Source organism: Flagellimonas flava (assembly GCF_050617915.1).
Classification (GTDB): Bacteria; Bacteroidota; Bacteroidia; order Flavobacteriales; family Flavobacteriaceae; genus Flagellimonas; species Flagellimonas flava_A.
This window is the reverse complement of the sequence record NZ_JBODQE010000003.1, coordinates 443,998-456,066: the sequence shown is the minus strand read 5'-3', so window position 1 is coordinate 456,066 and position 12,069 is coordinate 443,998. Positions and strand designations below refer to the sequence as shown.

The 12,069-nt window shown below is 40.8% G+C and carries 19 protein-coding genes; 2 read left to right on the top strand and 17 right to left on the bottom strand.

Features of this window, described 5'->3' with window-relative positions:
* Nucleotide 1: 1 nt before the first annotated feature.
* The 5 genes from ACRHOZ_RS10660 to ACRHOZ_RS10640 form a co-directional block, all read right to left on the bottom strand.
* The gene (locus ACRHOZ_RS10660; protein ID WP_431125454.1) at nt 2-211 is read right to left on the bottom strand and encodes a hypothetical protein; all 210 of its coding nucleotides are present in this window, start codon (nt 209-211) and stop codon (nt 2-4) included.
* 12 nt (nt 212-223) lie between these two features.
* Nucleotides 224-580, bottom strand: a complete 357-nt coding sequence (locus ACRHOZ_RS10655) for a YciI family protein (RefSeq protein WP_431125452.1) — start codon at nt 578-580, stop codon at nt 224-226.
* A gap of 87 nt (nt 581-667) precedes the next feature.
* A complete protein-coding gene (locus ACRHOZ_RS10650; protein ID WP_431125450.1) occupies nt 668-1,948 on the bottom strand; it encodes an RNA polymerase sigma factor in 1,281 nt (426 codons plus the stop codon).
* Complete coding sequence (locus ACRHOZ_RS10645; protein ID WP_431125448.1) at nt 1,949-3,040, bottom strand: hypothetical protein; 1,092 nt, start codon at nt 3,038-3,040, stop codon at nt 1,949-1,951.
* The gene (locus ACRHOZ_RS10640) at nt 3,040-4,008 is read right to left on the bottom strand and encodes a polysaccharide deacetylase family protein (protein ID WP_431125446.1); all 969 of its coding nucleotides are present in this window, start codon (nt 4,006-4,008) and stop codon (nt 3,040-3,042) included. The genes ACRHOZ_RS10645 and ACRHOZ_RS10640 overlap by 1 nt, the downstream gene beginning before the upstream one ends.
* A gap of 111 nt (nt 4,009-4,119) precedes the next feature.
* Between ACRHOZ_RS10640 and ACRHOZ_RS10635 the strand changes: the two genes are divergently transcribed.
* A complete protein-coding gene (locus ACRHOZ_RS10635; RefSeq protein WP_431125444.1) occupies nt 4,120-4,677 on the top strand; it encodes a hypothetical protein in 558 nt (185 codons plus the stop codon).
* On the opposite strand, the gene ACRHOZ_RS10630 is transcribed toward ACRHOZ_RS10635, so the two are convergent.
* The 5 genes from ACRHOZ_RS10630 to ACRHOZ_RS10610 all read right to left on the bottom strand — a co-directional run bounded on the left by ACRHOZ_RS10630 (nt 4,674) and on the right by ACRHOZ_RS10610 (nt 8,042).
* Complete coding sequence (locus ACRHOZ_RS10630) at nt 4,674-4,979, bottom strand: type II toxin-antitoxin system RelE/ParE family toxin (protein ID WP_431125442.1); 306 nt, start codon at nt 4,977-4,979, stop codon at nt 4,674-4,676. The two genes, ACRHOZ_RS10635 and ACRHOZ_RS10630, sit on opposite strands and share 4 nt — an antisense overlap.
* Nucleotides 4,960-5,214, bottom strand: a complete 255-nt coding sequence (locus tag ACRHOZ_RS10625; protein ID WP_431125440.1) for a type II toxin-antitoxin system ParD family antitoxin — start codon at nt 5,212-5,214, stop codon at nt 4,960-4,962. Before ACRHOZ_RS10625 ends, ACRHOZ_RS10630 begins: the two co-directional genes overlap by 20 nt.
* Nucleotides 5,215-5,337: 123 nt before the next feature.
* Complete coding sequence (locus ACRHOZ_RS10620) at nt 5,338-6,288, bottom strand: sugar phosphate isomerase/epimerase family protein (RefSeq protein ID WP_431125438.1); 951 nt, start codon at nt 6,286-6,288, stop codon at nt 5,338-5,340.
* A 150-nt stretch (nt 6,289-6,438) separates the two neighbouring features.
* Nucleotides 6,439-7,143, bottom strand: a complete 705-nt coding sequence (locus ACRHOZ_RS10615; RefSeq protein WP_431125436.1) for a hypothetical protein — start codon at nt 7,141-7,143, stop codon at nt 6,439-6,441.
* A gap of 143 nt (nt 7,144-7,286) precedes the next feature.
* The gene (locus ACRHOZ_RS10610) at nt 7,287-8,042 is read right to left on the bottom strand and encodes an SOS response-associated peptidase (protein ID WP_431125434.1); all 756 of its coding nucleotides are present in this window, start codon (nt 8,040-8,042) and stop codon (nt 7,287-7,289) included.
* A gap of 91 nt (nt 8,043-8,133) precedes the next feature.
* On the opposite strand from ACRHOZ_RS10610, the gene ACRHOZ_RS10605 reads away from it, so the two are divergent.
* Nucleotides 8,134-8,391, top strand: a complete 258-nt coding sequence (locus ACRHOZ_RS10605) for a hypothetical protein (RefSeq protein WP_431125432.1) — start codon at nt 8,134-8,136, stop codon at nt 8,389-8,391.
* Nucleotides 8,392-8,608: 217 nt separating this feature from the next.
* Here the strand turns inward: ACRHOZ_RS10605 and ACRHOZ_RS10600 are convergent, their stop codons facing one another.
* The 7 genes from ACRHOZ_RS10600 to ACRHOZ_RS10570 all read right to left on the bottom strand — a co-directional run bounded on the left by ACRHOZ_RS10600 (nt 8,609) and on the right by ACRHOZ_RS10570 (nt 11,904).
* On the bottom strand, nt 8,609-8,911 hold the full coding sequence (locus ACRHOZ_RS10600; RefSeq protein ID WP_431125430.1) for a HigA family addiction module antitoxin: 303 nt from the start codon (nt 8,909-8,911) through the stop codon (nt 8,609-8,611).
* A 149-nt stretch (nt 8,912-9,060) separates the two neighbouring features.
* Complete coding sequence (locus ACRHOZ_RS10595) at nt 9,061-9,597, bottom strand: hypothetical protein (RefSeq protein WP_431125428.1); 537 nt, start codon at nt 9,595-9,597, stop codon at nt 9,061-9,063.
* Between the two features lie 203 nt (nt 9,598-9,800).
* On the bottom strand, nt 9,801-10,238 hold the full coding sequence (locus ACRHOZ_RS10590) for a hypothetical protein (RefSeq protein WP_431125426.1): 438 nt from the start codon (nt 10,236-10,238) through the stop codon (nt 9,801-9,803).
* Nucleotides 10,239-10,353: 115 nt separating this feature from the next.
* Complete coding sequence (locus ACRHOZ_RS10585) at nt 10,354-10,737, bottom strand: hypothetical protein (protein ID WP_431125424.1); 384 nt, start codon at nt 10,735-10,737, stop codon at nt 10,354-10,356.
* A 152-nt stretch (nt 10,738-10,889) separates the two neighbouring features.
* The gene (locus tag ACRHOZ_RS10580) at nt 10,890-11,408 is read right to left on the bottom strand and encodes an SMI1/KNR4 family protein (protein WP_431125422.1); all 519 of its coding nucleotides are present in this window, start codon (nt 11,406-11,408) and stop codon (nt 10,890-10,892) included.
* 30 nt (nt 11,409-11,438) lie between these two features.
* Complete coding sequence (locus ACRHOZ_RS10575; protein ID WP_431125420.1) at nt 11,439-11,681, bottom strand: helix-turn-helix domain-containing protein; 243 nt, start codon at nt 11,679-11,681, stop codon at nt 11,439-11,441.
* Nucleotides 11,671-11,904 (bottom strand): helix-turn-helix domain-containing protein, encoded by a 234-nt coding sequence (locus ACRHOZ_RS10570; protein WP_431125418.1) that lies wholly within the window; start codon nt 11,902-11,904, stop codon nt 11,671-11,673. The genes ACRHOZ_RS10575 and ACRHOZ_RS10570 overlap by 11 nt, the downstream gene beginning before the upstream one ends.
* Between the last annotated feature and the right edge of the window lie 165 nt (nt 11,905-12,069).

The window sequence follows — 12,069 nt, the reverse complement described above, 5'->3', positions numbered from 1 at the left end:
CCTATTTATTTTTCCAGTTAGCGTCCGCCTTTTCAATACGATTGGGGAGCAGTTTGAATAAAAATTTGGCTATAGGGTTTGAGAAAAGGTATTCCTTCCCCTCAATGGTCAGGCTGTGTTTTCCTCCCTTCACATCTGTTTTTCCGGTACTGACTGCAAAAGCACAATGTCCGTTATACTCTGGTGTGCTTTGTTGTATATCTGAATGCATACTATCCCAATTTTAGTTTATACCTTCCATTTGTTTGATAGGTCTCACCTCTATGGTTCCCTCGGCATCATGAAACATGGGATTGGCTTTGGCAATGGTAACTGCTTCTTCCAGGTTTTCGGCCAAAATATGGAAGTACCCCACGATGACTTCCTTGGATTCATTAAAAGGGCCATCCTTAAAAGTCCCTTTATTCCCATGTATAATGGCACCATCCATATCCAAAGGTTGGGCGCCTTTCAACTTTTTGGACTCCATGAGCCCACCAATATATTGTCCAATCTTTTGAACATGGGCCTGCTGTTCTTCTGGGGATAAACCCTCCAGATGGTCTCCTTTGGTTTTGATGAAAATCATAAATTCTTGCATAATCTATTTTTTTAAACATTGAATAATGGTTGTACACCCCATAGTCAAATGAAAGGAAGCAAAAAGGACATCGAATTCGAAAAAAAACTAACTTTTTCTGGAATACTCTATCAACTTGCTGTTTATCAAAGACTTACTATTTGCGTCCAATGGTAGTTTCAAGGCTTTATTTAAGATGTTTATGGCTTTCTGCGGCTCCTTATTCTGAAAATGAAGCTCCGCCCTGGTTGTATAATATGGCAAGTACTTACGGAAAGTCTGTGTATCCCCTATCTTGCCGAGCTGTTCCAATGCTTCCTTTGGGTGACTGGTTTTGGACAACACCACAGTACGGTTGAGCTGCACAATGGGAGATTTATCTATTTGGACAAGCATATCGTACAACTCCAAAATACCTACCCAGTCTGTGGAATTATAGTCAGCTGCTGTACAATGTTGGGCCGAAATGGTGGCCAGAATATGGTAAATGGATACTTCGTTTTGTTGGGTGGCCATTTCCAAAAAATACAAGCCCTTTTTTATAAGCGCCCTGTCCCAATCGCTTCGATTCTGATGCTCCAAATCCAGAACATTGTCAAATTCATCCACCCTTGATTTGAACCTGGACATATTCAGGTTCATCAAAGCCAACAAGGCATAGGTGTTGGACGATTTTGTATTCGGATTTGATGCAATTATTTCTGCAAGTCGAACGGCTTCCTCGCAAAGCTCATATCGGATAGGGCTATTCCCCGAAGAGGCATTATAACCCTCATTGAACAAGAGATAAATGGTCTCAAGAACGCTGGACAATCGCTTTTCGAGTGCCTTTCCAGTTGGTACTTCAAATGGGATGTTCGCCTCCTTTATGGTTTTTCGCGCCCTAACCAATCTTTTGTTGATGTTTTCCTCATGGGTCAGGAACGCTTTGGCTATTTCAGGAATACTGAATCCACACAGGGTTTTGAGCGTCAGGGCCACCTGGGAGTCCGATGAAATGGACGGGTGGCAACAGGTAAAGATCATGCGCAACTGATCATCCGCAACTTCTTTGTCCGTAAAGATGTGTTCCAAAGCCGGCTTTAAAGTCCATTCGGATTGCAGTTGTTGGGCGACATCTGAGGCGTATTGCCGCTTGTACTTTTCGCGGTTCAAGACATTTACCGCTTTGTATTTGGCCACCTGGTAGATCCAACCCACTGGATTTTCCGGCACCCCGTTATAGTTCCACTGGTTCAGGGCTTCCAACATAGCTTCCTGCACCACATCCTCGGCAAGTTGGATATGGGATGTACCGAAAGTTTTGGTCAACACAGAAACAAGTTTACCATACTCATGTCTGAACAAATGATCAATTTGGTTGGATATGTTTTTCTCGGCTGTGGACATTTATTTCTCCATTAGTCCGAGATACAAGCTTTGCATCACCTCTGTTTTAGCTTCATCTTTGGCGACGGAATTTGTAGTAAACATCATCACTCCAGTGGACTCTCCTGCCAGTCCACCTAAAAGCACGGTTTCAAATTCCTCTTTGGAGATAATGCCAGGATCATCATGCGCTTGAACAATAGGCCATACTTTGGGATAAGCTCCCTTCTCAATGTTCAATCGGTTGCTGAACCAGCTAATATTTTCTTCCACCCAATTGGGGTCTCGATGCATTCTTCCATGGTAAACCATAGGAGAAAACACATCAATAGTTTCCCTTAATAGATCATAATCCAACCCAAGATTGCGTCGGCGGGCGCCCTCATATTCTTCGTCATCCCAAGGGCAATGGTAGAGTCCCAAGAGTGCATTGGGATTGGCTTCCTTAACAATTTTCTTCATTTCCACAGCCCAATCATGAATGACTTTGCATCTCCAATTCCGCCATTCGGTATCATGTTGGGTTAAAATCCATTGTGCCTTTTCGGAAGTGGTTCCTTCAGGTATTTGCAGACCAGCGTATGCTGAAAATTCATTGAGGCAATGGTCATTAAAACAGGTTTCGGGCAAAATGGGTTCGGGGTCTTCAAATTGCGCATGCCAATGCACATAGTCCATCCAGATTCCATCAAGGTCGAAATTGGATAGCAAATCCCTTAGCTGATTAAAGCGATATTCCAGAAAACTCGGTTCGGTAGGACACACTCCCATAAACCAGGTAGCCGCCTCCACTTTTTCACCTTTTTCATTGATGGCCCAAGCCTCAGGGTGATTTTCCACATAATTTTTCCCGTTCAAGGTGGCAAATTCGGCATATACCTTTGCCCCTTCGGATTTGGCTCTTTCCACCATGGCTTGATCAATGGCGCCACTATGGACAAAAATGGCATTGACCCCAAGCTCATTTAACTGATATCCTTTGTCCCAAAGGGGTTTGGGATTCCCATAGACCCCCCTCACCTCAACCGATTTAGAGGGTTTTTGAGCGCATGACAGCGTAAAGACCAGTCCAGCTGCAATAAGCACAATAGGTTTAAAAGACAACTTTCCCATTACAAATCCAATTGATCCATTTTTTCTTTTTCATATCGGCTATCCTCGGCGGGATATCTCAATCGGTCTTCGTATTTGCCCGATTGTTTGGCCAAAGACCAGATCAAACTTTCGCCCGCAAAATCGGGACTTGGTATTCGCCCAAAAACGGGGTCTTCAAACGCCCTGTCCGAGTCCACAACTTGCCAACCTTTGGCCTTAAAAGCCTCAATCAAATCTCCAAGGAAAAGAGCCGATGTCAGGTTATGGTGAAGCAACAATGTATGCTTAATATGCCTTCCGTTTATTTCATAGGACAGATTTTCATAATACGCTGCACGATCCAAAATGTGTTGTACATAAAAGTCACGAAAAGAGTCAAACTGTGTATTTGAAACTCCGTTGGTCTTGATTTTTTTGATCAAACGGCTGTTGACATACCAATCCGAAGCATCAATGGTGACATACCCATTTCGATAGCCGTTTTGAGCAAGGATATTTCTAATGCTGTCCACCTTATCGCGGTTCTTCCCTTCCTTCAGATATGGAAAACGGAACAACTTGGAACTGTTCCCAAATTTTGAAATTACAGAATCTGTACGCAGCAATTGATCGGCAAACATTTGGGCAGTATTGGCATCCGCATTAAAGTTGGGATGGGAAAAGGTGTGGTTGGCAATTTGATGTCCCCTGTCGTTCCAGCTTTTGAGAAGGAACTGGCCTTTTTCATCCAATTTGTTCTGCCCCGTGACAAAAAAAGTGGCCCTGAGACCCTCCTTTTCCAGATGGGACAGCAGCATCTGGTTCCATTCCTTAAACGGATACCCCGCCAAATCCGCGGTAATTCCATCATCAAAAGTAAAACTAACCATGGGTTGGTTGCCATTTTCAATAGTTTCTTCAACAATTGCAGTTTTTCCAGATGATTGATTTTTGCACCCGAACGAGAGAAGGGTTACCAAACAAAGGGCAATGGATGTCAATTTCATGATGGGATTGTTTAATACCAAGCTTGTTATAAAGATACGCCAATTTGCAAGCCTAAAATCTTGGAGTTGCTGAGCGATAAAAACCTTATCTTAACCTCCGAATACTTCCTAATGAAAAACACCCTTGTTATCCTATCCCTCTTGCTATTATCAGCAAGCTGCAACCAGAAGAAACCGACACCTAAAGAGATGGTAACCCAGTATTACCAGGCCTTTGAAGAAGGGAATTACCAAAAAATAAAAGCATTGATCAATGACACCCTCACCATAACATCAGGGGATTATGTTACCCCATATACCCATGAAAGTTTCTATGAATTTTTTAAATGGGATTCCATTTTTAAAACCTCCTATGCCATAGTGAAATTGGATGAAGCGGACAATGAGGTCATAGTCAATGTGGCTTCGGAATCCGTACGTTATGAATTTTTAAAGAACAATCCCCTGACCTGTCAGTTCAATATCTCTTTTGATTCGGGAAAAATCTCAAAAATTGAATCTGGGGAATGCGCAGGAGCCGATTGGGGCATTTGGCAAAAAGAGCGGGATTCCTTGGTCAGTTGGATCCAGAAAAATCACCCAAGACTTGATGGGTTTATCCATGATATGACCATGGACGGAGCCATCAATTATGTTAAGGCCATAGAACTATATCAAGCCCAACCCTAAAAATGCCTTTTAAAATCCATCATCCCTCCAAGTACTCTTACAATTAAAATTCCCGTTGCAGTTTCTTTGTAGAAAATCATATGGGCCTCAAAACGCAATCTTTTTAACCCAACTTGATTCCCAAGGAAAAAGGTCAAGCCCAATTTAGGATTGGATGCCAACAAAGTAAAAGTTTCAATGAGTCCATCCCGATATTTGCGTGCTTGATTGATCCCGAATTTATAAATGGTGTATTCTGCAATAGAAGCAATATCCAATTCAGCGGCTTTGGTCAATTGAAATTCAGGAATTCTTTTTGGCATGACGCTCCTCCGCTTCCTTCCAAATTTCCTCAACAGTTTTGTCACCCACCCCACTATCCAAACCTGTTTGAATTGCTGCCCGTAGCTCCTCCAACTTTTGTTGATTGGCTTGATCTCTGCGAACCAAATCCCTTAAGTATTCACTATCGTTGGTATAATCTCCTTTCTCAATCTGCTGTTTGATCCACAAATCTTGCTGATGCGTGAAGGTGATGGATTTTCTAACTGTAGCCATATCGTTTAATGTAATACTATTGGTGCAATTTAGCACATTATTGATGCATTTACAATTATATTCGTCACAGAAAACAATCTTAGAAATCCAAATGACTTAGTCATCACGGGGTGGCGGCATTCCCTAATCCAAGCTGTTCCAAGCCTTTTCAATCAATGCCTTGGTAAGTAATATGCCCTCATGTTCAGGCGCATCCCCTTCGTATTCAATGCCAATATGCCCATCCCATCCAAAGTCCTTTACAATTTTGAGCATCTTGTAATAATCTATGGAAGGGTGTTCTCCTTGATCATCAAAATTGTATGATTTGGCACTGACCCCTTTGGCAAATGGCAAGAATTCTGTTACGCCTTGGTAGATGTCATAGGCTTTATCGCAATCCCCTTTGGTGCTTCCCCATTTGGCGGTAAGGCACCAATTTCCAAAATCTGGAAGGGTTCCCACATTTGAGGTACCCACCTGTTTTAAGATTTCCGTTATCAATTGCGCATCAGAGCTGTACAGACCATGATTTTCTATGACAATGTTGATGTTTTCCTTGGCGGCATAGTCGGACAGGCGTCCAAGACCATCAGTCATGGCGGACTTAAAGGTATCCCTATCGCTTGCACCAAAGGCATTGACCCTGATGGAATGGCATCCCAAAATTTTAGCCGCATTGACCCATTTGTAATGATTCTCAACCGCTTTTATCCTTTCCTTTTCATTTGCTGCGCCAAGGTCACCCTCTTCATCTACCATGATCAGCAAACTGTTTACGCCTGCCTTGTCCGCCCGTTCTTTCATGTTTGCCCAAAAGCGCTCGTCTTTCCCGGAATCTTTATAAAAACCGTTTACATACTCCACGGCGTTTATCCCATAGGTGTCATTGGAGATACTGGCAAAGTCAGCGGCATTAAGGTTCCCATTTTGAAATTGCCGATGCAGAGACCACTGCGCCAATGATAATTTTAGGTCACTTGCATTTGGGCCGCTTCCCTCATCAAGGAAATTGTACCCGTAGGTTACAAAAGGTGAAGCTGACAAAACCCCAGCGCTCCACATACACTTTTCCAAAAAAAACCTTCTTTTCATAATGTTCTGTTTTATAATGCATTAACCTAACCCAAATACTCCTACCAAGTTAATCAAAGTAAACCAAGAATGCCACAAGATACGCTTGCGCCCAGCTTGACTGGATGATCTTGTGCGAGCGGAAGGCAAGTTAACTGGAAGATTATTTCTTTATGAGGTGAAATTGGCAAAATTATCCATTATTCTTTTCCACCAAGACCAGTTATCAGAACTGTACATTAAAAGGTGCTGTAATACAATAAATATTAAAAACGGAATGTAGGTCAACCGTATTTCTTTAATTTTTCTTTCTTTCCATATGATTATGACGAGCACCAATTCAATGGATAAATAGGAATAGGTTAGAGCTTGATCAAAGTTTGATGCAATGCCGAAAGTAAATAAGAACATTCTTGCCAAGGCGGGGAGCAACGGCCCAAAAATAGTGGCAACCATAAATCTTGAATGCAGCATCAGATGCTTTCGATAATATAAAGCCAGCGCATACAATAGTGCAAATCCTAATAGTGTACAGGCATCAATAAAGGCAAGTTGGTATACCAAGTTTGGGGGATAATTGGCCTGGCCCTGGATCATCATACGCATCATGACAACCCCGCAAATCACAATAAGCGGAACTAGAACCAACGAGCTCCAGCCCAAAATCCGGTGTGTTCTTAGTCTGCCCTTCTGAAATAAATAGGGCTGAACAATAAGTAAAACCATCCACAGGGAAGCGCTAATGCCATGAACATGGTATGGAAGAGAAAAAAAGGTTAATCTATTAAAGTATGTTGTGCTAAATCCCAGGAACACAACAATAAGCCCGAAAGCCAAATACAAGTGAGCATACCGATAAAATTTTGTTCTTGACATAGTCCCTATTTTTAATTATCCACTACTTTCTGATAAACCTACCCTAATTAAAAAGTTCTAGGTTACGGTTAGATGGTTATACCAACCCATATCAACAAAGTAACCAAGATTGTCCCAACACGAAATTGCCCGTAGGTCTAATTTCAATACGATATTTCAATCTCTTCATAGTCCACCCGCTCAATGATCTCATCCCTATTGGAGTCGATGGTTCTGGAGTACAGATCCTTGGTAATCGGATAAGCCTCCAACTCACCTTCCCAAAGATCATCCTCGATCATCTGCTGCACATCGTCCAGATCCATATCGTCCATAAGCCAAGAATCCAAGTTTTCGTCATCTATGATTACGGGCCTCCTCTTTTTTTCGTTATGGATCTGCTCAAACATGGGGGTTGCGTCCTTGGTCAGGATAGTAAAGGTGTTCCATCCATCCGAAGTGGTGGTGTAAATGCCTGCCAGGCTAATGGGGTCATCGTTTTTGCGCTTAAAATAAAAGGGTACCTTAAAGGGTTTGCCCTTGACTTTTACCGGAGTGGTATGGGGTTCAAAAAAACCGTCTACGGGAATAATGCACCGTTTGTGCTCCCAAGAATGACGGTAGATGAAATGGTCAAAAAGTTTTTCAGATTTTGCATTTAGGCCCCCAAAGGTCTTGTAGTTTTTAAAGTACTCCTTAAAATCGGCCCCTTTGTTCTTGGAGGGTATTATGCCCCACATGGCAGGGGTGATCCTGTTGGGTTTTTCCTGTGGGATGACCCACATGAGGGGGTGGCTCCAACCATTGGCATGGAAGTACTGCAGATCCAGCTCCAACTGCTCTTCTCCCAGTAATTTGGTAACGTTGTAAAAGACCTCCAGTTCCTGCGCTTTCCTAACCACTCGAGTACCGTAACACATGCCCCATTTTTCCTTTCAATTTAACATATCCTGTGCTAAAAATTAAATATATTTGCTTGGATTATTTCCAATTTTATGGATTTTATCCAATATGAGAAATACAACCTTCAAACATATGGACAAGTATGCCATAAAAAGGCTCCTATTGGAAATAGGCCAAAACCGCTTGAACCGGGAATGCGAGCAAAAAAGACTGCCCTTGCCCAAACGGGTAAGGATGTTCTATTTGGAACAAAATGCCAATTGCACCTTGCTGAAATATAAATACCAGCAGGGGGAGCGGGTGATCATGAAAGTAGATGAATTTGAACTGCCCGAAGCTGGATGGATCAGATCCCAACAGCTCTAATGTTTCAGGGTGCCCATAAACGTCAGTTCGAGTGTCCCGAACTCAATGTTACTGCCAGCTTAAAACTGATGGTTCCATCCCACCAAATTAAACAAAGTAAACTTGAAACCCACAAGATTCACTTGCACCCAACTTGACCGGGTGATCTTGTGGGAGCGAGGGAATCAAGCTGGAAATTCCGTATGGAAATTCCGACCGAATTGAGCTAGATACAGTGCTAGGCTACGTTTTTATTTTCAAACTTTTCAATTCCGTCCAGTTCCGTTTTCTTTTCCTCCCGTTCCTCTTCAATATCGAAATCGTCTTGAAGTCCAAGCCAGAATTTGGCAGAATTCCCAAAATATTTGCTTAATCGAAGGGCGGTGTCCGCCGTAATTCTTCGTCTCCCTTTTATGATTTCCGAAATTCTGGTCTGCGGAATTTTCAAGTCTTTGGAAAGTCGGTATGCCGAAATTTCCAAAGGCTCAAGAAATTCGAAATAAAGTATTTCTCCAGGATGTACATTGGCCAACTTTCCCATTTTTTCTTTTTTTAATGGTAATCGATTATTTCCACTTCACTTGCGTTTCCACCGCTACCGCTACCGCCAGTTTAAAACTGGTGGCTCCATCCCACCAAATCAAACTTGGAATACCACAAGATGGAATCTTGCGGGAGCGGAGGGCAACTTCACTTTTGTTTTGCCCTCAGGTTTACCAGAAATCTTGCCAGTCTTCCTAAATTGGAAAGAATAAGATAGCCAACCAATAGATTAACCCCCGAAACAAACCATCTAAAATAATCCCAAAACTCGGCCAGACCAGGCGCCTCAAACGGGCTTAAGCCCGTTGCAGAAATCTCTTTTTTAAACCCTAGATAGCAATAATGCAGAAACTCTGGCAAATGGTCCAATATCATAAACCCACCTATAAAAATCAATGCAATTTTTACAATCTCAAGACTTCCCAGATTACCAAGCTCTATTCTCTCGTCATCAAAACCTTTATCCAGCTTTAGCACATCGATTACAGTATCAGATTTCTGTAGCAGAAACAGGAACAGCACTATCATTAAGATAGCCGACCCCAAAATGATAAGAACTGGCCAAATGGACAATTCAAAAGTTAAATAGCTCACATTGGTTGGAATGTAATTGAATATGGTAAGCAACAATAGATATAGGGCAAACAGTCTAATTATGATTCTGAAGAAATCTCTTTTGGTCATTGGCTAGTTAAATAGTTAATATTTACAAATCCTTAATTCAAGTTATGTAGGCATTAAATTCTAGTGTAGTCTCCTAATAAACACATCTTTTTCCTGCTCTTATTCTGCCACCAAATTAAACAAAGTAAACCTAGAATGCCACAAGATGTACTTGCTCCCAGCCTGACTGGGTGATCTTGAGGGAGCGGAGGAAAAGGGTCTTTTTAATTTTCCAACTTTTTGAATTTCACCTTACCATATTCGATAAAATCTAAAACATCAAAAGCGGCAGTATTGCTCCCCAAGTGACCATACTTCCTATCTTTCTCTTTGCGCAAAATTCCCCTTAGGGTCAACTTTATACTTACCCCGCACCCGTACATCTCATCCAAACGGGCTTCAATTTCTTTTGTAAAATGCGCTTGATTAAACCTAAGATCCATGTCAAATTCATCGCGACATTCGTCACTTTTCACAGGATCGAAGGAACCATATTCCATACAAATCGAATAGATTCCACTAACTACAACTGTGTCGTTTATCTTGTTGGCAAGATCACATGCCTCATAGATCACATTTTGATTTTGAACCGAATCATTTGTCAATTTACAAGATGCTACGCAAAACCCTATGAAGATAATAATGACGCAATAGTATTTCATTTTAATCTATTAAATCATCGCTACAACCAGTTTTCAACCCGCAATTGTTCCACCAAATTAAAGAAAGTAAACCAAGAATGCGACAAGATTACATTTTAAGGAAGTGGAATTGACTTTAATACATTTTGATGTAAAAAAGTTTCGTGAATTTTCCCTCATAAGAATCCATAAAACCTTTTTCCCTAAAATCAAATACCCCAAGAATTTCCACATTTTTCATATGTAAATCGTGATAGGCACTATCATCAGTATAGGCAGGGCCAAAAGAATCAATCCAAATCCAAGAACTTCCATCTGTAATTGAAACATTATGGGAAGAAATTACTATTTGTCCTTTTATTTTAATGGTGTCTTTATAAAATTCATTTGGGTTTTTAACTACGGATTGAAAATCAATAAATTCATAACTATTGAAGGCTTCTACATTTCCATACTCCGTACTTTTTTTACACGCTAGGGACAAAATAGTGATAGATAACATATAAAATATTCTACGCATATGTTTTTATTTGGTTTAGGGTGAATACCGCATGGCCGATAAAGTCAAAAGCTGGCGATTTAATCACTCCAATTTAAACAAACCAAACCAAGAATGCCACAAGATATACTAGCCCCCAGCTTGCCCTGGTGATCTTGCAAGAGCAGAGGTGGTTAGTTCTTTTCCGATTCTATTGCCTTATTCAAAAAGTTCAAAACTTCTTTAAAGTAACTTTCTAAATTTTCATGTTCTTCTTCTCCTGGATGCCAATTCGCAAACTTCCAATATTTCCATTTTCCATTTGTCAAGTCCGATGGGATTAACAAAAAATATTGTTCTTCACTTATTCCGCCAACAAGAATACTTTTTTCTAATTCTTTTCCTATATTTTCGATTCCGTCAATGCTATACGCTTCGATTATCAATCTATCAATGTTCTTTAAATAGTCGATTTTGTCAATTGGTTCAAAAGTCGGTTCGATATCGTTTGGCGCAGAAAAACCGTTAGTCAGTGAAATAAATTGCTTGTAATCCGCCGGTAACTTAATTCCAAGCCTTTCTTCAGCAAGTTTTATTTCAGATTCTGGAGCTGGTTTATGTCCAAGCCATGCATTTTCAGACTGCTCGAGACTAAATTCGAAATCACCTAATTCAATTGCTTTCTCCGATATCTGTTTTAAAAGATTATTCATCTCAAATTAATCACAATTAGTGATTATCATTCATTTTCCACCAAACTCAAAAAGCTCCTCAATTTTTATATCCAAGGCTTTGGCAAGTAACACCAAATTGGAAATTGTGGTGTTTACTTCGCTATTCTCAATGCGCCACACTTGATTTTTTGAAAGTCCAGCGATGGCCTCCAATTTGGTCTGTGATAAATTTCGCTCTTCCCGCAAAGCTCTCAGGTGCAATCCAAAGTCTCTTACAAACAACTTTTCTTCGCGGCTTAATTTATTCCTCAAAACCCTCTGCGAAAAATTCTGTTATAGTCAAGTCAAAGTATTCCGAGATCCTCCGAATGGTGCTGAATTTGGGATCCCAACGACCTGTTTCTATCCTCCCAAAGTGAATTCCTGTGTCATTATAAGCGTCCTCTTGGGTAAGGTTTCGATTATCTCTTAGTGATTTTATCCGATTGGCCAATTGCCCAAGAAAATCAACATTATGGTCGCCCTGTTCGCTCATACGACAGCAATGTCAATAATTAGCACATTGAAATTAATGACGTTTACGTCATTTTATGTATTTTTACATTAACCCCATTAAAAAATCCAAATTCCAAATTCCAAATTCCAAATTCCAAAATCCAAAATCCAAAATCCAAAACGGTAAACTGAAATCTAAAATCCA

Excerpts from the sequence above, each read along its gene's own strand:
- ACRHOZ_RS10585 (WP_431125424.1), bottom strand. The coding sequence starts at position 10,737 with ATGCGTAGAATATTTTATATGTTATCTATCACTATTTTGTCCCTAGCG.
- ACRHOZ_RS10605 (WP_431125432.1), top strand. The coding sequence starts at position 8,134 with ATGAGAAATACAACCTTCAAACATATGGACAAGTATGCCATAAAAAGG.
- ACRHOZ_RS10640 (WP_431125446.1), bottom strand. The coding sequence starts at position 4,008 with ATGAAATTGACATCCATTGCCCTTTGTTTGGTAACCCTTCTCTCGTTC.
- ACRHOZ_RS10590 (WP_431125426.1), bottom strand. The coding sequence starts at position 10,238 with ATGAAATACTATTGCGTCATTATTATCTTCATAGGGTTTTGCGTAGCA.
- ACRHOZ_RS10655 (WP_431125452.1), bottom strand. The coding sequence starts at position 580 with ATGCAAGAATTTATGATTTTCATCAAAACCAAAGGAGACCATCTGGAG.
- ACRHOZ_RS10650 (WP_431125450.1), bottom strand. The coding sequence starts at position 1,948 with ATGTCCACAGCCGAGAAAAACATATCCAACCAAATTGATCATTTGTTC.
- ACRHOZ_RS10600 (WP_431125430.1), bottom strand. The coding sequence starts at position 8,911 with ATGGGAAAGTTGGCCAATGTACATCCTGGAGAAATACTTTATTTCGAA.
- ACRHOZ_RS10660 (WP_431125454.1), bottom strand. The coding sequence starts at position 211 with ATGCATTCAGATATACAACAAAGCACACCAGAGTATAACGGACATTGT.
- ACRHOZ_RS10645 (WP_431125448.1), bottom strand. The coding sequence starts at position 3,040 with ATGGGAAAGTTGTCTTTTAAACCTATTGTGCTTATTGCAGCTGGACTG.
- ACRHOZ_RS10570 (WP_431125418.1), bottom strand. The coding sequence starts at position 11,904 with ATGAGCGAACAGGGCGACCATAATGTTGATTTTCTTGGGCAATTGGCC.
- ACRHOZ_RS10610 (WP_431125434.1), bottom strand. The coding sequence starts at position 8,042 with ATGTGTTACGGTACTCGAGTGGTTAGGAAAGCGCAGGAACTGGAGGTC.
- ACRHOZ_RS10580 (WP_431125422.1), bottom strand. The coding sequence starts at position 11,408 with ATGAATAATCTTTTAAAACAGATATCGGAGAAAGCAATTGAATTAGGT.
- ACRHOZ_RS10615 (WP_431125436.1), bottom strand. The coding sequence starts at position 7,143 with ATGTCAAGAACAAAATTTTATCGGTATGCTCACTTGTATTTGGCTTTC.
- ACRHOZ_RS10635 (WP_431125444.1), top strand. The coding sequence starts at position 4,120 with ATGAAAAACACCCTTGTTATCCTATCCCTCTTGCTATTATCAGCAAGC.
- ACRHOZ_RS10630 (WP_431125442.1), bottom strand. The coding sequence starts at position 4,979 with ATGCCAAAAAGAATTCCTGAATTTCAATTGACCAAAGCCGCTGAATTG.
- ACRHOZ_RS10595 (WP_431125428.1), bottom strand. The coding sequence starts at position 9,597 with ATGACCAAAAGAGATTTCTTCAGAATCATAATTAGACTGTTTGCCCTA.
- ACRHOZ_RS10625 (WP_431125440.1), bottom strand. The coding sequence starts at position 5,214 with ATGGCTACAGTTAGAAAATCCATCACCTTCACGCATCAGCAAGATTTG.
- ACRHOZ_RS10620 (WP_431125438.1), bottom strand. The coding sequence starts at position 6,288 with ATGAAAAGAAGGTTTTTTTTGGAAAAGTGTATGTGGAGCGCTGGGGTT.